Source organism: Vibrio sp. Vb0304 (assembly GCF_033338995.1).
In the GTDB taxonomy this organism is placed as follows: domain Bacteria; phylum Pseudomonadota; class Gammaproteobacteria; order Enterobacterales; family Vibrionaceae; genus Vibrio; species Vibrio alginolyticus.
This window is the reverse complement of record NZ_JAWOTT010000001.1, coordinates 522,059-541,215: the sequence shown is the minus strand read 5'-3', so window position 1 is coordinate 541,215 and position 19,157 is coordinate 522,059. Positions and strand designations below refer to the sequence as shown.

Below are 19,157 nucleotides of genomic sequence, written 5' to 3'. Positions count from 1 at the left end.
ACAGAGAAAAGCAAAAAGCCCTGATTTTTCAATCAGGGCTTTTTAAATTATTTCGCCAGTTTTTTAATAACACGAGCAAAAACAGAAGCTTTTTTCTTCTTCGCTTTACCGTAAAGCGCTTTGTGCATCGCGTCTTTTGCAATCATCTGGCCAATATAAGCACCACCAAGTTCGTTACCCATGACCTTCTCCTGAATGTATTGACTTAACTATGTTGTAATTTTACACCACAACTAGATAAAAACAAGACCAGGGTCACATTTATTTTGTAATTAACTTTCAGATTGGTTCTGATTACTTTTTCTAAACGGGCGCCTATCGCTTAGGTTGCTGGTATGTTTTACCCGCTGCGACGTACGTATCTTTCTGTTTGATTTCAAAGAATGTTTCAAAGAACCACGCAGCAAATTTGATCAAGTGATCGCCTTCATTCATGACGTGCTCTACGTATTCTTGCTCTTCTCCGGACTCATCTTCTTGAGTGGTAATATGGTAAATACGTTTCTCACCATCAACTTCTGCAAGGCCAAACTGACCCGTTAGGGATTGCGCCGCTTGTGCAACTTCTTCTTCCTCACACGCCTTCAAGATTTCAAGTGCCTTTGGCATGCTTTCTTGCTGAGTAATTTCTTTTACCAGTGTTTCAAATTCGTTTTGTTGCATTCTTTCACCTAACGATTAGAGATCAGATAGCCATTGGGCAGAAATGTATTCCAAGCTTGAGAGAAGTATCAAGGTTCGCCCTCTTCCTTTCAAACCAAGTCATTCAGCATACACAACAGACCAGACTTAATTTAGCTGCGCATTTTAGAAAGCCGACCTTCTGGTTGCAAGTATATTCAGATGGAAGTTTCTGCTTGAACCGTCCCTTCTGGAACTTTACGAAATTGGCTTAGTACAAGAACAAAGCAAGAAAGTAACGCAATAAACAAATAAAACACCCCAAGCTGCTGCTGATTCGTAACCCATGAGTCTACTAAGTACCCACCAAACAAACCTGCTAAACACATTTGAATAGAACCAGATAGCGCAGAAACCGCGCCTGCCTGTTGCTTATGTGGTGAAAGTAGCAAACTGATCGATACCGGGAATGACATTCCTTGAGCAAAACTTAAACACGTGAATGCCGTCAGCAATGAAAATACGCTGAAGGGGGTAACCAACAACATGAAGCCAGCAACAGCAACAATCGCGAAACTCATCAGCAAGATTTGCTGAGCTTTGTAACGAGCATTGATCAAATTCAGCACTAAGCTACCCGTCAGCAAACCAACTGATGGTATGATCATCAAAGAGCCGTAATCTGCCGCCGTTAATCCTAACTCTTGTTGCATTAAAAATGGATACAAGGAGAGCGTAACCAGAGCCGATAAATAACTAAGCCAGTTGTAGCTCGCACTACCAATCACTTGTGTATTCGTTAACAGACGCAAATAGTTCGCGCTTACTTCGCCTACTTTAAATTTTCTCTTCGGATAAGGCAGCGTTTCTGGCAGCACCAATAAACCAAGTGTAAAAATTGCCATTAAATAAATCAGCACAAACACGAAGACAGCATGCCAACTCAGGTGAAAAGCGATCCAGCCACCAAACAGCGGAGCAATAATTGGCATCACAGATGCCGTGACTGAAATATAAGATAGCGCTTTGGTTAATTGCATACCGTCATAACTATCACGCAGTACTGACCGACCAAGTACCGAAGCACTGCCCGCTCCTAGGCCTTGCAGTAACCGTCCCGCTTCAAGGGCAACAATGTTGTCCGAAAACGCGATGCAAATAACCGTACCAACTAGATATACACTTTGCCCCAGAATAAACACTGGCCGACGACCAATCGCATCAGACAATGGGCCGTAAAAAAGCTGAGAGATACCGAAGCCAACGAGAAATAGCGTGACGAGATTCTGAATCGAATGTTGCGGCAAATTCAAGTCATGACCAATCAATGGCAAAGAAGGAAGATAAATACTAACGCCAACTTGGCCTGTGGCAATGATCATCATCGCTAATAACAATGGTGTTTTACGCAAACGTTCCTCCTACTTTGTGACAGATTGATGGCAAACAGTGTATATTTGATACTCAAAGATGATAATCAGCTAAGTTGGAAAGGAATTAATTCCCAAGGAGATACAATGGACTGGATTCAAAGCGTGAAGAGTTATATTCGTGTGGTCGAAGAAGGTAGCTTTAATGCAGCAGCGCGGAAACTCAATACCACCAGCTCAGCTATCAGTAAGCGAGTTCAATGGCTAGAAGATAAAATTGGCGTTCAACTACTCAAACGTACGACCCGCTCAATTAGCCAAACTGAAGCTGGTGCTCTGTTTTATCAACGAGCAAAAAGTCAGCTTGATTCATGGCAATCGGTATTAGATGAGACTCGCTCAGTCAACCAATCACCAGCAGGGCTATTAAAAATTGGGGCAACGCTGGCCGTTGGATCCAAGTTTCTAGTTCATTATCTTGATGATTTTCTTGAGAAATATCCAGACATCACACTTCAATTAACAACAACGCTACCAGGCCAATTGCCAGAGCTAAGCTTAGACCTGTTTATTAGCCGGGAATTAGAGCAACTGAACTCTCTAAGCTTCAAAGCCACAGCGCTTTTCGAACATAAAGCACAGTTTTACGCCGCGCCTAGTTACCTAAAAAAATATGGAACACCGCAATGCGTTGAGGATCTGACAGAGCATAATGTCCTGATTTGGGGTGAAAAGCCCTCACGAGAAATCAAAACAAATCGAGGTAAGCGTATCAGCTTGTCCGGTAACTTTGCCACGACCAACCCAGAAGCGCTGTTTCATGGTGCCAAAAGAGGCATGGGTATTTTGATGACGAACAACGTCATGATCAAAGATGATCTCAAATCCGGCGCGTTAGTCCCTATCCTGCCCGATATCACAGCGGATAAAGCCACTGTATATGCCTACTATCCAAAGCTGGATTATCAGCATACCCGGACTAAGCTATTCCTCGATTATCTCAAATCACGATTAGAAGAGGAGAAGCGCGCCTAGCTTAGCGTTTTTATCGCTATACCTTTAAAAGGTTCAAGCATAAAAACATGAAAATAATGATTTGTTCGTTCACAAAATTTGAAAAATCTGCCTTAGTAACCGATAGTTTATTTGATGCATATCAAATAATAATTCGTCGTGTCTTACACGATATGTTAATAACAACGCTAGGTGAAATGCTCAATGGGTCAGGTACAAATCAGTTTCCACAAAATTGATGAGATATTGAAGCTAAACGGCACGGCTCAGCTAAACCGAGTCACGCTAGATATTCATCAACACTTGCAGAGCCATTGCACTTGCGTTGTAGAAGTTGCGCATCTTCAGCATTCGGCTCATACCATTTCCTTCGCCAGCAATGGAAAAATTACAGACAATCTAAGCTACCACCTTTCAGGCACCCCCTGTGAAAAAGTGGCGAAAGACATTGGCGAACATATTTTCTATCAAGACCAGGTATACAAGCGTTTTCCTGAAGATAAGATGTTTCAAGAAGATGGCATTCAAGCTTACATTGGCCTGCCATTGAAGACACAAAATGGCGAAGTTCTGGGAATTTTACTGTCTACCTTTACCCGAAGCATCCACGCGAAAGAAGCGCAAGATATCCTCGACTTCCACCGATTTTATGCCAATGTCATTATTCATAGCTTACGTGAAAAGTGGGTCAGTGAACGTTCAGATAAGCTTCTTAATCAGCTTAGCTATGAGGTATCGCATGATAACCTAACTGGACTGCTCAACCGTAGCTGTTTAGCTGATACCTTGGAGACATTAACGCAGCAGGCGACTCGCCCATTCAGTTTGGCGTATCTTGATATCGATAATTTCAAATCGATCAATGATATCAACGGAAACTATATCGGCGACCAAATCATTAAGTTCACAGCTAACGCCATTCAACAGAGTTTGTCGTCGCCAAACAATGCGTTCCGTGTCGCAGGAGATGAATTCGCCTTCATCACGTACGACGAAGATCCTGTCGCCGTGTGTCAGGAAGTACTCGACAAAATTGAAAGTGGCTACAGCGACAAATCTAACCGGATTTCTTTCACCGTTAGTATTGGTATTGCGCGTGCCCCAGTACATATGTTGAACAGCGATGAGCTGATTTTGAATGCCAGTCTCGCTCTCAAAGATTGTAAAAAACACCGCGATACACGGATTCAGCATTACGACACACACCTTAGTGCGTTATACCACCGTAGGACGCAGCTTATTGAGGCAATGCGAATCCAGCTAAGTACTGATATACAAGACAGCGATGAGTTGTATGTAGTGGTTCAACCGATCGTCGATATCACGAGCGACCGCTGGAATTACTTTGAAATTTTGACTCGTTGGAATAGCAATATCTATGGAAATATCTCTCCAGCGGAGTTCATTGAAGCTGCCGAACAATCAGGCCTGATTATCGAGTTAGGTGAACGGATTATTGAACTCGCGTGTATCGCAAAGCAAGAACTCGAAGCGAACCTAGGCTATAAAGTCAAACTCTCCATCAATTGCTCAGCGTATGAGCTGGTTGATTCCAACCGTTATATTAATCACTTAACCAACATGGTTGAAAAGTATCAGCACGAAGCAAAAGACTTTGTTATAGAGCTCACCGAGACCGTCTTACTCTCACAAAGTGGCCGTGAACAGATGGTACTTAACTCGTTGCGATACTTGGGTTTTAAAGTCGCACTGGATGATTTTGGTACGGGATACTCAAGCTTGAACTATATACACAATTATCCGATTGATAGCATCAAAATCGATGCTACCTTTGTGCAGAACATGCTCTCAAATACAACCTCTGAACAAGTAGTGTTTTTGATAGCGCAATTGGCAGAGCTGCTCGATGTGGATTTGATTGCCGAAGGCGTAGAAGACGATAGAGCACTACAAAAGTTAATTGAAATGGGCTGCCACTACATCCAAGGTTATTTTTACTCTCGTCCACACAGTGTTGAAGAAATCGTACACCTGATAAATGAACGTGAAGTGCGGAGTGCCTAACGTACTGAACAGACTGCTGTCATAGAATTCAAATCTAGTTAATGCACAAAGTAAAAGAGACCAAGCTATGCTTAGTCTCTTTTTGTTTTTTAAGCGAAGTACTTTATTACAGCACTGCTTTCTCTTTATCGCGTAATAGTCTATCCATTTCATCTCTGTTCGCGACAAAAGTAGCCATCTCTTTCTTAGGAACAGAACTCGCCATTGGGATATTTGCTCGCATAGCGTTAACTGGACGGCCGTATTCAATCAACTCATAGTGAAGGTGTGGTCCAGTCACTCGACCTGTTTTACCAGAAAGACCGATACGCTGGCCTCGAGAAACCTTTTGCCCTTTCTTCACCAAAATCTTACTTAGGTGTAAGTAACGGGTTTTGTATTTGCTGCCGTGCTCAACAACCACGTAGTTACCCGCATAGGGGTGTTTACGAGTCATGATCACTGTACCATCACCAGTAGAAACGACTGGTGTACCGGTTGGTACAGCAAAGTCAGTGCCGTTGTGCGGCGCAACACGCCCCGTTACTGGATGTAAACGATTAGGGTTGAAGCCAGAACTGATACGCCAACGACTACTTACAGGGTAACGCTGGAATGCGCGCTGTAAGCTTTCACCTTTGGCATTGTAGAATTGACCATCAGTATGAAGGTAAGCGGTGATCTCGCGGCCGCGATTATAAATCTTAATCGCCTCAATTTCGTTCTTACCTGTTGGTACACCATTGATGCTTTGTGAGCGGCGAACAACTTCAAATCGATCACCTGCACGAAGATCACGTCCAAAGTTAAGTTGTTCTTTGAGTAAGCTTACGACTTGACTCACTTCCGCCGACGTTAAACCTAAACGACTCGCAGAAGAAGAAAAACTGCCTTGAATAACGCCAACTAAAGGTTCTTGGCTCCACACGCCAGGAATGGAAATATCAGTAAAGTCATAGCTACCATCACTATTCAGCTTGTAGACCACTTTATCTGCAATAGAAAATTGCAGTTCCATTTTCGCTAACTCGCCTGTCGCATCATCACGCCAGAAACGGAGCGTATTGCCCGGCTTAAGTGTATCAAGTGCCAAGTAGTTCAAATCCGTTTCCATTACTTTCATTAACGAGCTGTAACCGAAACCGAGCTGACTAAAAATAGTGCTTAGGTTGTCACCTGCTTGGATTTGATATTCGAAGTTCGGGGGAGTGACAACTTCGGCAGTTGTCGCATCAAGAATTTTTTCAACGACCTGAGATTCAGGTAGGTTCAATGCGATGGTTTTGGTTAAAGATGACTCTTTGAGAGAGTGAGAAACACCAATCGCAACTAAAACTGGCAAGGAGTATAACAGCAGCGCTCTACGACTTGTCAGATTCGGCAACCGTCTTGTAATTTCATTTGTAGACACGGGAATTACTATCTCCTTTCAAACAAGGCTCATAGCTTATGCATTCCCGAATAAGAAATCACTAGGAAATTTCGAGATCTAGCGCAGAAAATACTGAATTTTTACAGAACTCAAAAAAAATTCATCACTGTTGCATATGTAAGTTATTCCCTACACGCTGTAATGTGGATGAATTGAATTGATTTGGCGTGTCTGCCATTGCTTGATCGTCACCGTGCGCTAAATATGAAAGAGTGATAGTTGTATCACTTTTCCATTCGAGCTGAGTAAATTTCACGCGGTCACCAACAAAAATACTGTCTAAAAGTACAACTCGGCTCGGCACGGGGTCAAACTTGAACAAGCCAACATAGTTAAACGAACCGCTACCTTGTGTCGTTACAATCATCGGTGCAACAACCCATGAAACACCTTCAATCTCACGCTGACTAATCGACGCAGTTGGAACAAGTACCTGACCTTTTGTCGCACCTGCATCATAGTCACCGATCAAATAGCCGTTTTCTTTATCCCACTCATCAAGAAAAGTGACCGCACCCTGCTCGGGTACTTGGATCGTCCAAGGGTTACGTGCAGTGATGCCAAGCGTCTCTTGCACAATAACGTTCGTTTCTACTTCTGTTTGAGGAAACTTAGCCATGATCTCGTCATCAGACAAACTAAAACGATAAACACCTGCGATCACAACCACAACCAATAAAACGATTGGAATAAGTAGAATAAGTGGTATCGGCAGGATTTTTTTGTGAGTCATGAAGAGTTCCTTGTTTCAAGGTATAAACGAAAAGCGAGTATACCATTGTATACCCAAATGATTTCACCTCTTCAAGTGTTTCAAAATTAAACTAAACTGATTGTATCCAAATAGTTTCAAGTCCAGAGCTCATAACGAGCTAGTGACACAAGCTCTGTGCTCTAGGTCTATTGGTGTATTGGGACAAATAGGTAATCACGATGACAAAAACCATTCATACATGCGAGTGCGCCTGCGGTTTAGTTGAGATCCGTTGTAAGGGAGAGCCCACCCACACGTCTGTCTGCCATTGCTTCGAATGCCAAAAACGAACTGGCAGTGTTTTTGGGGTACAAGCTCGCTTTGAAAAAGAGCACGTCACTTTAAACGGTGAAGTCACTAGCTATACCCGAATTGGCGATGATGGCAGTGAGGTTCAGTATGACTTTTGTCCATCCTGCGGCACGACAATGAGGTTGTTCGTTTCTGCATACCCGGAAATCATGATCATTCCCGTCGGTCTATTTACCGATAAAGAGTTCCACCAACCTACCGTTTCAGTCTATGAACAAATGAAACACGGGTGGGTGAGTTTCGAATGCACAACGGAACACATCTGCTAGCGAGCAATCCGCGTTCACGTATTTACTTTGGCTCGGACAAACGACCTATAAGTGAGATTTTTTTGAGAATGATCAATCGAGTTTTACTGTAAAGGGTTTCGTAACTCGGTGTGAGCGTTATAATCGGCTCCTAATATTTGGTTGGGGTTTATTGTGATTTCCAGACTTCCTCGTTGGGTGGAATATGGCGCGTTTCTACTAGCTCTTCTCGCGGGCTGCGTCAACGCCGTTGGTCTTCTCGGCTTTCAACACCAAGCGATAACTCATCTTTCGGGAACCGTAACTCAGCTAGGGAACAGCTTGCTAACAGGTGTGGATAGCTCCATTCACCTGCTCTTCATCGTATTTAGCTTTTTGATTGGCGCTGCCTTTAGCGGCTTTTTTATTGAAAGCAGTGCGTTAAAACTAGGGCGAAGATATGGTGTTGCACTGTGCATAGAAGGGAGCTTGCTCTTACTCAGCTTGGGCTTTTTGGTGCAAGGGGATTTGTACGGCCAATATCTAGCATCAGCAGCATGTGGATTACAAAACGCAATGATCACCACGTTTAGCGGCGCAGTAGTCAGAACCACACATATGACCGGAATCATCACCGATCTAGGGATTATGATTGGAGAGAGCTTGAGAGGTCGTCAATTTGACCGACGTAAAGCAAAATTATTCCTATTCATTTTCTTTGGCTTTTTGTTTGGCGGCGTCGCGGGAGCGGCTCTATTTACGGTATATGGTTTATATACGCTAGTTTTCCCAGCAATATTGGCTTTTTCTACAGCTCTGATTTACTGGAGTTACCTATACATACTTAGCCGTCAACAAAAAGCATAAAATTTCGATCCGATTGAAGTGACATGCTTCAATCGGATTTAGCTCAACAGGTTCACACTACCACGGTACAAGAAACGCTGAACGGTATTTTGACATCACTAAAAACCTTAAAATAGATAAGGCTAACTGAATTTCTGGCAAAGAAGTTAGTTAGATCAAAATCACATTTGTTTACCATTTTATTATTCCAGTCACAATGCGCCCCATAATTCACTGCGCAATTCGCCTCTCGTGCTACAATTTTCTAACACAAGCAACATATTCGCATACACTTAGACGTTATTTGACCAATTACCCGACAAATCGGCTGAATAACTAGATGTATTTAATGAATAGTATTGCAATGGATGCAGTTTGCGGGTACCCTCCGCAAAACTGTGATTAAATACGGATGTTTAGTGAATATTTATGTCATGGAAATGGCAAGTATTGACTAGTAGTAACACGAGACAACTATGCATAACACCACTAATGCTACTGAAGCTCCTAAGGGCAACTTTTGGATGTTTTTCATCCCTTCCCTAATTGGTCTTCTACTCTTTATGGCTCCGATCTCTTACGATGGTGGCCTAACCATTCCCGTTGCCGTGATGGCAAAAGTCATCCCAGCGGTGTTAGGCGATACCTTGATTGCTATCGTCACCAGTATCATCGCTTTCATGGCCGTTGCTTCTGTTCTTTGCAAAATTTTTAAGCCAGCTGCAATTTTACGTAATGGTTTTTTAAACGGTCTCTTCAACCCATCTCCACTTTGGCTCGTTGTTCGTTTAATCGGCGGCGCTGCCGTGTTAATGACGTTCTTCCAAGTGGGTCCAAAAGCAATTTGGGAAGAGAACACTGGCGGGCTTGTTCTTACTGGTCTTCTACCTACTCTGTTTGCCGTTTTCATTTTCGCGGGTTTACTGCTTCCGCTTCTTTTGAACTTCGGTCTTCTGGAGCTATTTGGTGCGTTACTCAGTAAAATAATGCGTCCGGTATTCAACCTACCTGGCCGCAGTGCAATTGACTGTATGGCATCTTGGTTAGGCGACGGAAGTGTTGGTATCTTGCTAACCAGCAAGCAATACGAAAATAAGTTTTATACTCAGCGTGAAGCGGCTGTTGTCGGGACCACTTTCTCAGCAGTATCGATCACGTTTAGCTTAGTTGTTATCGCTCAGGTAAAACTAGAGCACTTATTTTTGCCTTTCTACGGCGCTATCTGTCTAGCTGGTATCGTAGCTGCGATTATCATTCCTCGCCTGCCTCCGCTTAGTCTGAAGAAAGATCGCTACATTGACGGCAGCAACCCAGATAAAGACGCAGATGCAGTGCCAGAAGGCCACACCACATTCTCTTGGGGTATGGATCTAGCTCTTAAGCGTGCTGGTCAAGTCACATCAGTTCAGTCTGTATTTAAAGAAGGCGTACACAACGCAGTCGACATGGTATTTGGCGTACTACCTGTAGTTATGGGTCTTGGTACCGTTGCATTGGTGATTGCAGAATACACGCCTGTATTTGCAATTCTGGGTCAACCGTTTATCCCATACCTAGAGCTACTGCAAGTCCCTGAAGCTGTTGCAGCATCACAGACAATCGTTGTTGGCTTTGCAGATATGTTTATTCCAGCAATTTTAGCGGCCTCAATCGATAACGAAATGACACGTTTTGTTATTGCGGCAATGTCAGTAACTCAGCTTATCTACATGTCGGAAGTAGGTGCCCTACTGTTAGGCAGCAAAATTCCAGTAAACATTGTAGAGCTCTTCGTAATCTTCATTTTACGTACGTTAATCACGTTACCTGTGATTGCTGGCGTTGCTCATCTTATTTTCTAAAATCGAGACGTCAATTAACAAAGGCTCCGCATCGTCGGGGCCTTTTTTATACCTAAAACTCCGTCCACATTAGGCTTTTAGTAAAAAGCTCATAATTTACAAAGACAAAACTTAAACAAAACACCTGTCAGCACCAACAAAATTTTCATCACCTCACCTGTAAAACCAGTTGATACCACTGTTTGTTAAGCAATTCTTTTCATTATGACGATTTCATTAATCGAGCTCGCAAACATGATCACACTCACAAGTTTTAACGTAAACTATCGTTTTGTTTAAATTTAGTTAAAAAAGGCGACAAATGAGTTCATGTTTTTGACAAAGATGTCGATAAAAATATAACCAAACACAATAGGTTTCTCTTTATGCCCAATTCGCTCGGTTTAAAAGAGGCGAAAGCAAAGTGGAACCAACCGGGAGAATCAGAGGAAAGCTCATGAAATTCAGACATAAGGTTGTCACAGCCTCTTCATTTTTGCTGCTAATTACCGTGTCGTTATTGTCGACACAACAAGTTATGACCATCCGCTCCCAAACTCAGGAGCAAATCGACTCAAGTGTCAACGAGATATTGACCAGTGTTGGTAACACTGTGCAATCAGAAATGAATGCAAAGAAGGATCTCGCTCGCTCCATTACTGAAGTGATTGAGCTTGATCCCAGTTCACATAGCTATGTTCAAAACATACTTGAAAGACCGACGCCAAAAAGCAGCTTCCTTGCCATCGGTTTTGGTTATGAAAGTAATGGCTTTGTGATTGAAAATGACGACGGCTGGGATGCGGGTCCAGACTACGACCCACGTCAGCGTCCTTGGTTTATTGCAGCTAAGAGCAAAGGCGATTTGGTCGTAACCGATCCGTACGTCGATGCGTCTTCGAAAAACGTTATCATCTCTGTTGGTACGCCAGTAAAAGAAAATGGCCAGTTTTTAGCCGGTATGTTTTATGACCTCGAATTAACTACCCTTTCTGATCTGGTCAACCAAGTGAATCTGTTTGATGCTGGTTACTTATTTCTGATCACCGCTGATGGCACAACCATTGCTCACCCTCAAAGTAAGTATAACGGCGAGAAGGTCGGTAGCTACCTCCCGCAAATCGAACTTACGCAATCAGCACAACATGTTGAGATTGATGGCAACCGCTACATGGTTAACCTGACTCACATTCCTGGCGAGAACTGGTACGTAGGTTCGGTGATCGATGAAGCTGTTGCCTATTCTGCCGTAGGAGAGCTTCGTAACAACGCTATTATTTATTCAATCATTGCCGTGATTGCATCTATTATCGCCCTAACTCTGTTGATTCGCACTCTCATGCGTCCTTTGGACACGCTAAACAATGCGATTAAAGATGTAGCATCAGGGAAAGGCGACCTTACACAACGCCTCGAAACAGATACTGACCAAGAGTTTTCTGAGCTTGCCACAAACTTCAATACGTTCATGGAGAACTTACAACAGCAAATCATTGAGTCGAAACGTATTTCTGATCAAATTTTAAACGGAACTCAAATCACCGCTGAGGGCGCAAAAGACTCGGCAGGCGCAATTCACACTCAGCTGCAAGAGCTAGAACAACTTGCTACCGCGATGCATGAGATGTCTGTCACCGCGACAGAGGTTGCTAATAATGCGCAAGGTGCGGCAAGTGCAGCCAAAGAAGCCGACCAAGCAACGGTTGAGGGGGCTTCTATCGTTGGTGAATCGACACAAACGATAAACATGCTTTCCGATAGCATTGACCTTGCAGTCGAAGAAGTACAAGTGTTGGAATCTGCTACCGCCAATATCGAAACGATTCTAAAAGTCATCAACGATATTGCGGACCAAACGAACTTACTCGCGTTGAATGCCGCAATCGAGGCTGCACGTGCGGGAGAATCTGGCCGAGGCTTCGCCGTTGTTGCAGATGAAGTACGTACACTGGCACAACGTACTCAAGAGTCGACAACAGAGATTCGTACTATGATTGAGCAACTACAATCTGGCGCTTCATCTGTGGCAAATGCCATGCATCAAAGCAAAGGTAGTGCTATAGAGGCCGTTGAAAAAGCGGGTTTAGCAAATAGTGCGTTACAACGCATTCGTGATGCGATTCAGCGTATTTCCGATATGAACTTGCAAATTGCCTCAGCAGCGGAAGAGCAAAGTCTTGTAGCTGAAGAGATCAACAACAATACGGTGAATATTAAAGACCTATCGACTCAAGTCGCCGAATCGGCAAATCGAACCAACGACGCGATGCAGGCGCAACAAGAAGATGTACATAAACAAGATCAAATCTTAAATAGATTTACTGTCTAACACTCATCTAAGCAAAAACAGCGAGCACCGGCTCGCTGTTTTTGTTTTTAACCCTCAACCCTAGTATTGGTCGATGTTACATGTGCCATGTTGGTGCTATTAAGCTCAATATTACAAGAACGCCGACTATATGTCCTTTCAAGTTTAATTGAACTCGACATGGATATAGCGATCATTAGAACGGCGATAATAACGGTCGTCCACTTTTAGATAGGTGAAATCTCCAATCTTTATGTAGGTACTATTCCGAGGAATTCGGTCATGGTAATAGTAACTGCGCCTTGGTCGACGGGTCTCCACATAAATAACGTCACGATGTTTATGTTTATGCTTGTGCTTGCGCTTGTGTTTATGATGGTGGTAATGCGCATGATCGTGATCGTACCGATGTCCATGCTTATGCTTCGGGTCAGCCACCGCTTCTGTACTCAACACACCTAAAGACAACATAACGCCAACCATGGCAAAAGATAATTGCTTTGACACAACAGAGCCTCTTATTCATATCAACATCGATATAATAGAAGGGTGAATCACTGTACATGTCAGCCTTTCGCTAAGGAGTTTTACTAAAAAGTCAGCGCTAACCGTGATTATCAGAGAAACGTCAAACATCACAAATGCTGATGACTTCGAGTGGCCTGGGTTCGGCTATGAATACAAAAAAGCCGCCCGTTTGACTACGAGCGGCTCAGTTTTTAAATAAGCTAGCGTGATTTTATACTGCTTGGGCAAACAGCAAGAAACAGCCGAATAGGAAGATCATGCTCATTCCCATTGCGCCGCCACCAGCTTCATAAATATTGTCATCTTCTACCGGCACTCGGCGCACTTTCATGGTCATTGATAATGGGACAAAGACCGCGAGAAACACAAGAATAATCCCCGCGTAGCTGAGAATAGCTAGGAAGTGTTCTGGCGCAAATACAGCACCTAATAGTGGTAGCACAAAAGTAGTAACAAAAATCACTGGCTTACTTGCTTTCAGTAGGTCTGCATTTTGATCATATAGCGCCATTGCAACACCTAAGAACGACGTTAGCAGTGCCAAACCAGTAAACATGGATAGGATGAACTCTAAGCCCTCGTATTGCTGACCTAGTACCGAGATCAACTCTGTTACGTTGGAGTATTGAACAAGCTCATGAGGTGGTAGATTGCCGACAACCGCTAACAACCATAATAGGTAACAAACAAGCGGAATAGTTGAGCCCACGATAATCATATTACGCAGCTGTGTTTTACTCGCTTCTTTGTTGTAAGTTACAAGCGATGGGATCACGACCATAAAACCGAAACTGGTGAAAAGCACCGAACTGGTTTTGATAAGTGCCATTTTATCGTCGCTCACAACCTCATCAAGTCCTTCAAACGAGACGCTTGGTGCAAGCGCAAAAAGTGTCAGGATCAGCGCTACGATCATGCCTAGGAACAAACCGCGATTAAGCTTATCTACTACCCCTGTACCTGCCGAAACAATGATACCAACTAAAAGAGTAAAACCGACTTGGCTTGCGATCGTGGATGTTGGAAGCCCAATTGAGGCTGTTACTTTTTGTACCAGATCACCCGCACCAATGATGTAAGCCATTAATAGACAAACTAACAGGGCGTAAAGCAAGCTGTTGGTTACCAACTGGCCTCCTTTACCAAGCGTTTCGCGAGCAATTGCATTCATGCTCACACCACCACCTACTTTGCAACTGGCTTCAAGAAGGAGCAGCGCAGCATAAGTCGTTCCAGCCCAGATGAACAACATAAGAAGAGTGCCCCAAAGGAGGCCAAATTGAGCAAGCACCATTGGTATAGCAAGCATACCAGCGCCAAGAGCAGTACCTGCAACGATCAGGGAGCTGCCGACAAGTTTTAGGTTCACGGTTAATACCTCTAAATTCAATCCGTTAATTTCTCGCCAGTTGTGCTTTAGCTAAAGCACACAACAAAACGCTCCGACTTAGTCAAAATTTGGTTACAAGAGCACTATGTTACAAGAGCCCTGTATGGCTAAGAAAACATGCAACAAAAGGTGGTTAATCATTTGCACATGAACACTTGAGAGTCGTTTTTGGCGATGTCATCGTTGATGAAATGTGCGCAACTTTGGGTTCGAAGCAAAATTGTTCATCTTAATTCATCAACCCCATTCGTTATGAATGGATTTGGTTCGAAAAGATTGTAAGGCATAAGCAGGACGATTGAAAAGCAAAAGGTCAATCTTATAGCGATATATTTTAACAACTCTTATCTTTTACCTAAGATGTGTTGTTTTTTTCGTCACTAATTAGTCTTTTATCGCTTAAAGAGAAGGCAGAACGTGCTCAATGGCTCAATTTGGCTGGGTGTACAGATTAATTTACAGTTTAAGTGAAGGTGTTAGATTCCAAGGACGTAGCCTAGATCGGACAATATCGCTATTATTCGCTGCGTACCGACACGTTCGGTTCACATACCTCTAAACACTGATTTACGGTTCGAAAATATAGGTAAATGAGTGTCCGAATGCTGGGTGTGGTTCCCCAGCATTTGCATCCTTTCTTTTAGATGTCATCAATTGATCGAAATTGCATAAATCTTGTATCGCCCGACTTTACGGCTGTGTTAATACGCTTTATCTAGCGCACCAATGATATAAGTTAACACTGGAATACCCATATCGGCGACCTGCTTCTCAGTCTCACTCATATTTTCATGCGCCACCCGCAGCTCTACTTCACTTATCGACTCTTTGTGAAGGTAAAGCTCTTTGTAGTTCATCAATCGCTGTTGTGACTGTTGAATCAGTGTCACAACATTCTCTTTAGTCTCACGATGTTGCTGATCAATTTCACTAAGTAAATGATCTAAAATGCGTTGCATTTTGCGAATAGAAGCTTTCGTTTCTATTGATTTGTATGATTGATACTTTTCCATTGAGTTAATAACTGACTAAAATATTTACGTTTTTATAAGACAGTTATTTTTATACTGATTGCAAAGCAGGTAAATATGTGGTGGTTAAACTGGTCCACTTCTTGCTCCGTTTAGGTCAAAACTGTCCTTTCAGGAGAGCACATGCAGGTAGACCCTATAATTCAAGCACTGATCGCAAGACGAAAATCGAATGGCCTCTCCCGTGAGCAAATGGCAAACATCGCTGGAATGAGCGTAAAAACATATCAAAGGATCGAGCGCGGAGAGTCCGATCTTAAACTCTCACAATATCGTGCCATATTGCGTTCGCTTCATTTGACTGACCTAGATATTGCTTTAGATGTACGTGATGTTCAGCATGTCACAGCAAATGACCTAACGGCCGTGGCGAGATTGCTCTCACCGGAAGCTCAGTCCCTGCTCGTTCGCCTATTATCGTTAGTCCTTGAACAAAAGAACAAGAAAGGTGATTAACGACATTGCTCATACCCAAACGATGAATGCCCTGTTGAGCGTTGAAACATGAATCGTTTAGACAAAAAAACTCGTCAAATGACGAGTTTTATTCTTTATATCAGTCCGTTACTCTAGGCTTTTCAATTCCGATGTATCAACGCCTTTTATTGCATCTTTCGCCACTTTATCAGGATCAAAGACATCACGTTCTTCATATGAATTATCAATCATGCCTTGTCCTATCGCGGTCGCCTGCTTTTGTAACTTGTTACCCTCTACCTCACCAGCATCCCAGCCTTGTCGATAATCTGAGTCGGTTTGATACCTTGTTTCGTCCTTAATATAGTGTTCAAAATCATTCCCTGCCTCTTGCATACCACTATGCCGACCGTCATGAAAGCCTTGGATATAAGCTTCATCATAACCGCTCTCTTTTAACGCGCTGTCACTCGTACCACAGCCTGAGAGGAGAACAAAAAATAGCGAAACGAATACCCTATGAAACATATTTAGGCCTCAAAGCTTTCAAATAAATTAATCATAGTTCGCGATTTCAACTTCTGCTTACTTCAGGCTATTAGATAGCATTGTGACTCGACGAAGCCTGTGAACTTGAGTCCCTACAGTGAGTACAAAGCTGGACAAAGCATCACACCTACTGATAAACGTTATACTCACGCGCGTTTAATACTTCCATCGCCAGTGCTTCATCATCTTGCTCAGCTAAACCGCTAATGCCAATTGCACCGACGACTTTCTCCTCTTGTTCTACAGGTACACCACCCATAAAGCCAGTGATCTTTGGGTCAGTCCAATAACTCAACTGCTTACCTGTCTCACGAGCCCAAGCGCCCAGATTGCCACTAGGCTGACGGTCTCTAGCCGAGGTGTAAGCTTTGTTCTGTGCCAACAAACCTGCTTGCACACTCACATCATCCATTCGGGCAAAACCGAGCAATTCTCCATGTGTATCAACCACGGCAACCGCAATGTTTTGCTTGCGAGCAGTCGCAATTTCCAATGCCGTTTGAATCAGAGTTTGAACTTGTACGTATTTCATTTTTCTCTCCTACGGGATCTCATGACCAAGGGTTTTCTCGAACAAGCCATACCAATGGCTACGTGATAGCGTGACGTTCTCTACTTGAGCACAAGCGCGAATACGCTGTGGGTTTGCAGTACCAATAACAGGCTGAATTTGGTTTGGATGACGCGTCAGGAAGGCTAAAACAATCGCTTCAGACGACACGCCATATTCAGCTGCTAGCGCCATTACCATCTCCGCCGTCTGTATGGTGTTGTGATCATCAGAATGTAAACCACGCTCTGAGAATCTTCCTTGCGCCATACTGCCCCACGCTTGCAGTTGGATATTATGCTTACGGGCATGTTCCAGTGTTCCCGCAACGTAGTCAGATTCCGACGAAGGAAGCCCCATGCCTTGCTTAATAAACTCAGACTTAGCCAGACTCATTTCCAACTGGTTCGCCACAACAACTTCGCCCGTTGCTTGTTGAAGAAGGTCAATTTGAGCACTGTTCATGTTAGAAACACCGAAGTGGTTAACTTTGCCAGCTTGTTTCAGGGCTTTTAGCGTTGTGCCCAGTTCTTCAAATTCAACCAAAGGATCAGGACGATGCAGCATCAAAACATCAAGATTTTCCACGCCAAGGCGTTCAAGAATGCCCTCAACAGAAGCCGTCACCCATTTGGCAGAGAAGTCATACTGCTTAACACCTTGCTCATCTCCTAGACGGATGCCGCACTTTGATTGCAGATACATTCGTTCTCGTAAGGTTGAGTCATTGGCTAAGATGCACCCAAACGCTTCTTCAGCCTTACCGAATTTGTAGATATCCGCATGATCAAAGAGATTGATGCCAACCTCTAATGCTGCCTCTACAGCGGCATAAGCTTGGTTTTCATCTTGGGCGGTTAATGGGTTGCGATTCCACTCCCCTCCAAGTCCCATACAGCCGAAGACCAAGCGGCTAACGTTAGGTAAGGTTTTGGCGAGCGGTAGTGTTGGATTGTTCATCGTTATTCTCACTTTTCCGATTTCTGCATCTTCAATTTCTTAAATTAACTCGAACCATCTTACCGTTCGTAAAAATTAGTTTAATACCGTAAAATCGAATTCATTATCCTCGTTACCGAACAATTAAAGCGAGCAATAAAGATGGCAGATTATAAGAGAATCGAAAAACTGATGCTGTTTGCTGAAGTGGCTCAAACACTCAACTTTTCTAGAGCAGCAGAGCAACTTGGTATCTCTAAAAGTTACCTGTCGGAACAAATCAAGCGATTGGAATCGGAACTCGCCACGCCTTTGATTGTTCGAACCACACGCAGCGTGAGATTGACGGCAGAAGGTGAATCGATCTTTGCACAAGCGGAAGATCTCAAACGCCGCGTAATGGAAATGGAAAAGAGTTTAAGTCAGCAATCTGAGCAAGTAGACGGTCTGATTCGTCTTACTGCTCCCAAGATGTTTGCCGAAGCGGTGCTGCATGATTTGTGTGTGGCGTTTCGCGCTTTACATCCAAACGTAGAGTTCGAGATTCTTTCTAGCTATCAAGCGTTTAATCTGACGGAAACCAGCGTCGACTTTGCGTTTCGAGCAACAAGAACGCCGCCCGAGAATATGATTGCGCATCACCTTTTGGACTACCACCACTGGCTGGTTGCCTCTCCTCAGTATCTGCAAGAAGAAGGTACGCCAGAGACGTTAGCAGATTTAAAACAGCATCAATGCTTAACCACATTGCATCAAAAAGAGTGGCCGTTAAAAACGGGAACAGTTCAAACCCAAGGTTGGCTTTCAAGCAATGAAAACCGCTTACTCAAAGAATCAGCCCTGTCTGGCAATGGCATTGCTCGGTTAGCAAGTTACTTTGTCGAACAAGACGTTGAGCACGGCCGTCTAGTGCAGGTTTTATCGGAAGAAACCGACCACCAGCACAACGCGGTGTACTTGGTGTACCCACAACTTATCTATCAATCGGCGAAAACCAGAGCCTTCATTGAATTTGTGAAGCAGCACTTTGCTCAATAACTAAAGC

19 protein-coding genes are annotated in these 19,157 nt (G+C 43.5%); 8 read left to right on the top strand and 11 right to left on the bottom strand.

Features of this window, described 5'->3' with window-relative positions; translation table 11 throughout:
* Window positions 1-47: 47 nt before the first annotated feature.
* From R7P35_RS02355 to R7P35_RS02345, 3 genes are all read right to left on the bottom strand, one after another.
* Window positions 48-182, bottom strand: a complete 135-nt coding sequence (locus tag R7P35_RS02355; RefSeq protein ID WP_017635854.1) for a hypothetical protein — start codon at window positions 180-182, stop codon at window positions 48-50.
* 133 nt (window positions 183-315) lie between these two features.
* Window positions 316-663, bottom strand: a complete 348-nt coding sequence (locus R7P35_RS02350) for a hypothetical protein (RefSeq protein WP_005375501.1) — start codon at window positions 661-663, stop codon at window positions 316-318.
* Between the two features lie 176 nt (window positions 664-839).
* Window positions 840-2,033 (bottom strand): multidrug effflux MFS transporter, encoded by a 1,194-nt coding sequence (locus R7P35_RS02345; protein ID WP_017821607.1) that lies wholly within the window; start codon window positions 2,031-2,033, stop codon window positions 840-842.
* Window positions 2,034-2,138: 105 nt separating this feature from the next.
* Here R7P35_RS02345 and R7P35_RS02340 point away from each other — a divergent pair, with 105 nt between their 5' ends.
* Complete coding sequence (locus R7P35_RS02340; RefSeq protein ID WP_017635852.1) at window positions 2,139-3,026, top strand: LysR family transcriptional regulator; 888 nt, start codon at window positions 2,139-2,141, stop codon at window positions 3,024-3,026.
* 183 nt (window positions 3,027-3,209) lie between these two features.
* Entirely contained in the window at window positions 3,210-5,030 is a 1,821-nt protein-coding gene (locus R7P35_RS02335) for a putative bifunctional diguanylate cyclase/phosphodiesterase (RefSeq protein WP_042521508.1), read from the top strand.
* Window positions 5,031-5,136: 106 nt separating this feature from the next.
* On the opposite strand, the gene R7P35_RS02330 is transcribed toward R7P35_RS02335, so the two are convergent.
* Window positions 5,137-6,420, bottom strand: coding sequence for a peptidoglycan DD-metalloendopeptidase family protein (locus R7P35_RS02330; RefSeq protein WP_025768471.1), 1,284 nt, complete (start codon window positions 6,418-6,420; stop codon window positions 5,137-5,139).
* 124 nt (window positions 6,421-6,544) lie between these two features.
* The gene (locus tag R7P35_RS02325; RefSeq protein WP_017635850.1) at window positions 6,545-7,174 is read right to left on the bottom strand and encodes a hypothetical protein; all 630 of its coding nucleotides are present in this window, start codon (window positions 7,172-7,174) and stop codon (window positions 6,545-6,547) included.
* 200 nt (window positions 7,175-7,374) lie between these two features.
* On the opposite strand from R7P35_RS02325, the gene R7P35_RS02320 reads away from it, so the two are divergent.
* The 4 genes from R7P35_RS02320 to R7P35_RS02305 all read left to right on the top strand — a co-directional run bounded on the left by R7P35_RS02320 (window position 7,375) and on the right by R7P35_RS02305 (window position 12,729).
* Window positions 7,375-7,776: a GFA family protein gene (locus tag R7P35_RS02320; RefSeq protein ID WP_017635849.1), complete on the top strand. Its 402-nt coding sequence runs from the start codon at window positions 7,375-7,377 to the stop codon at window positions 7,774-7,776.
* A gap of 153 nt (window positions 7,777-7,929) precedes the next feature.
* Entirely contained in the window at window positions 7,930-8,601 is a 672-nt protein-coding gene (locus R7P35_RS02315) for a YoaK family protein (protein WP_005375484.1), read from the top strand.
* 455 nt (window positions 8,602-9,056) lie between these two features.
* Window positions 9,057-10,421, top strand: coding sequence for a YjiH family protein (locus R7P35_RS02310; protein WP_017635848.1), 1,365 nt, complete (start codon window positions 9,057-9,059; stop codon window positions 10,419-10,421).
* A 436-nt stretch (window positions 10,422-10,857) separates the two neighbouring features.
* Complete coding sequence (locus R7P35_RS02305; protein WP_213904536.1) at window positions 10,858-12,729, top strand: methyl-accepting chemotaxis protein; 1,872 nt, start codon at window positions 10,858-10,860, stop codon at window positions 12,727-12,729.
* Between the two features lie 144 nt (window positions 12,730-12,873).
* Here R7P35_RS02305 and R7P35_RS02300 read toward each other — a convergent pair whose 3' ends face one another.
* The 3 genes from R7P35_RS02300 to R7P35_RS02290 all read right to left on the bottom strand — a co-directional run bounded on the left by R7P35_RS02300 (window position 12,874) and on the right by R7P35_RS02290 (window position 15,639).
* Window positions 12,874-13,215: a hypothetical protein gene (locus tag R7P35_RS02300; protein ID WP_258458375.1), complete on the bottom strand. Its 342-nt coding sequence runs from the start codon at window positions 13,213-13,215 to the stop codon at window positions 12,874-12,876.
* A 232-nt stretch (window positions 13,216-13,447) separates the two neighbouring features.
* Window positions 13,448-14,605, bottom strand: a complete 1,158-nt coding sequence (locus R7P35_RS02295; RefSeq protein WP_005385167.1) for an amino acid permease — start codon at window positions 14,603-14,605, stop codon at window positions 13,448-13,450.
* Window positions 14,606-15,327: 722 nt separating this feature from the next.
* Complete coding sequence (locus tag R7P35_RS02290) at window positions 15,328-15,639, bottom strand: hypothetical protein (protein WP_031780946.1); 312 nt, start codon at window positions 15,637-15,639, stop codon at window positions 15,328-15,330.
* Between the two features lie 141 nt (window positions 15,640-15,780).
* Here R7P35_RS02290 and R7P35_RS02285 point away from each other — a divergent pair, with 141 nt between their 5' ends.
* Complete coding sequence (locus R7P35_RS02285; RefSeq protein ID WP_031780945.1) at window positions 15,781-16,113, top strand: helix-turn-helix transcriptional regulator; 333 nt, start codon at window positions 15,781-15,783, stop codon at window positions 16,111-16,113.
* A gap of 108 nt (window positions 16,114-16,221) precedes the next feature.
* Here R7P35_RS02285 and R7P35_RS02280 read toward each other — a convergent pair whose 3' ends face one another.
* From R7P35_RS02280 to R7P35_RS02270, 3 genes are all read right to left on the bottom strand, one after another.
* The gene (locus R7P35_RS02280) at window positions 16,222-16,602 is read right to left on the bottom strand and encodes a hypothetical protein (protein ID WP_031780944.1); all 381 of its coding nucleotides are present in this window, start codon (window positions 16,600-16,602) and stop codon (window positions 16,222-16,224) included.
* A 148-nt stretch (window positions 16,603-16,750) separates the two neighbouring features.
* Entirely contained in the window at window positions 16,751-17,155 is a 405-nt protein-coding gene (locus tag R7P35_RS02275) for a GlcG/HbpS family heme-binding protein (protein ID WP_005385161.1), read from the bottom strand.
* Between the two features lie 9 nt (window positions 17,156-17,164).
* Window positions 17,165-18,133 carry an aldo/keto reductase family oxidoreductase gene (locus R7P35_RS02270; RefSeq protein WP_213904537.1) on the bottom strand — a complete coding sequence of 323 codons (969 nt, stop codon included), beginning with the start codon at window positions 18,131-18,133 and terminating at the stop codon, window positions 17,165-17,167.
* A 141-nt stretch (window positions 18,134-18,274) separates the two neighbouring features.
* On the opposite strand from R7P35_RS02270, the gene R7P35_RS02265 reads away from it, so the two are divergent.
* On the top strand, window positions 18,275-19,150 hold the full coding sequence (locus tag R7P35_RS02265; RefSeq protein WP_053307850.1) for a LysR family transcriptional regulator: 876 nt from the start codon (window positions 18,275-18,277) through the stop codon (window positions 19,148-19,150).
* Window positions 19,151-19,157 lie beyond the last annotated feature (7 nt).

Excerpts from the sequence above, each read along its gene's own strand:
- R7P35_RS02355 (WP_017635854.1), bottom strand. The coding sequence starts at position 182 with ATGGGTAACGAACTTGGTGGTGCTTATATTGGCCAGATGATTGCAAAA.
- R7P35_RS02320 (WP_017635849.1), top strand. The coding sequence starts at position 7,375 with ATGACAAAAACCATTCATACATGCGAGTGCGCCTGCGGTTTAGTTGAG.
- R7P35_RS02270 (WP_213904537.1), bottom strand. The coding sequence starts at position 18,133 with ATGAACAATCCAACACTACCGCTCGCCAAAACCTTACCTAACGTTAGC.
- R7P35_RS02265 (WP_053307850.1), top strand. The coding sequence starts at position 18,275 with ATGGCAGATTATAAGAGAATCGAAAAACTGATGCTGTTTGCTGAAGTG.
- R7P35_RS02285 (WP_031780945.1), top strand. The coding sequence starts at position 15,781 with ATGCAGGTAGACCCTATAATTCAAGCACTGATCGCAAGACGAAAATCG.
- R7P35_RS02305 (WP_213904536.1), top strand. The coding sequence starts at position 10,858 with ATGAAATTCAGACATAAGGTTGTCACAGCCTCTTCATTTTTGCTGCTA.
- R7P35_RS02280 (WP_031780944.1), bottom strand. The coding sequence starts at position 16,602 with ATGTTTCATAGGGTATTCGTTTCGCTATTTTTTGTTCTCCTCTCAGGC.
- R7P35_RS02290 (WP_031780946.1), bottom strand. The coding sequence starts at position 15,639 with ATGGAAAAGTATCAATCATACAAATCAATAGAAACGAAAGCTTCTATT.
- R7P35_RS02275 (WP_005385161.1), bottom strand. The coding sequence starts at position 17,155 with ATGAAATACGTACAAGTTCAAACTCTGATTCAAACGGCATTGGAAATT.
- R7P35_RS02335 (WP_042521508.1), top strand. The coding sequence starts at position 3,210 with ATGGGTCAGGTACAAATCAGTTTCCACAAAATTGATGAGATATTGAAG.
- R7P35_RS02340 (WP_017635852.1), top strand. The coding sequence starts at position 2,139 with ATGGACTGGATTCAAAGCGTGAAGAGTTATATTCGTGTGGTCGAAGAA.
- R7P35_RS02310 (WP_017635848.1), top strand. The coding sequence starts at position 9,057 with ATGCATAACACCACTAATGCTACTGAAGCTCCTAAGGGCAACTTTTGG.
- R7P35_RS02350 (WP_005375501.1), bottom strand. The coding sequence starts at position 663 with ATGCAACAAAACGAATTTGAAACACTGGTAAAAGAAATTACTCAGCAA.
- R7P35_RS02325 (WP_017635850.1), bottom strand. The coding sequence starts at position 7,174 with ATGACTCACAAAAAAATCCTGCCGATACCACTTATTCTACTTATTCCA.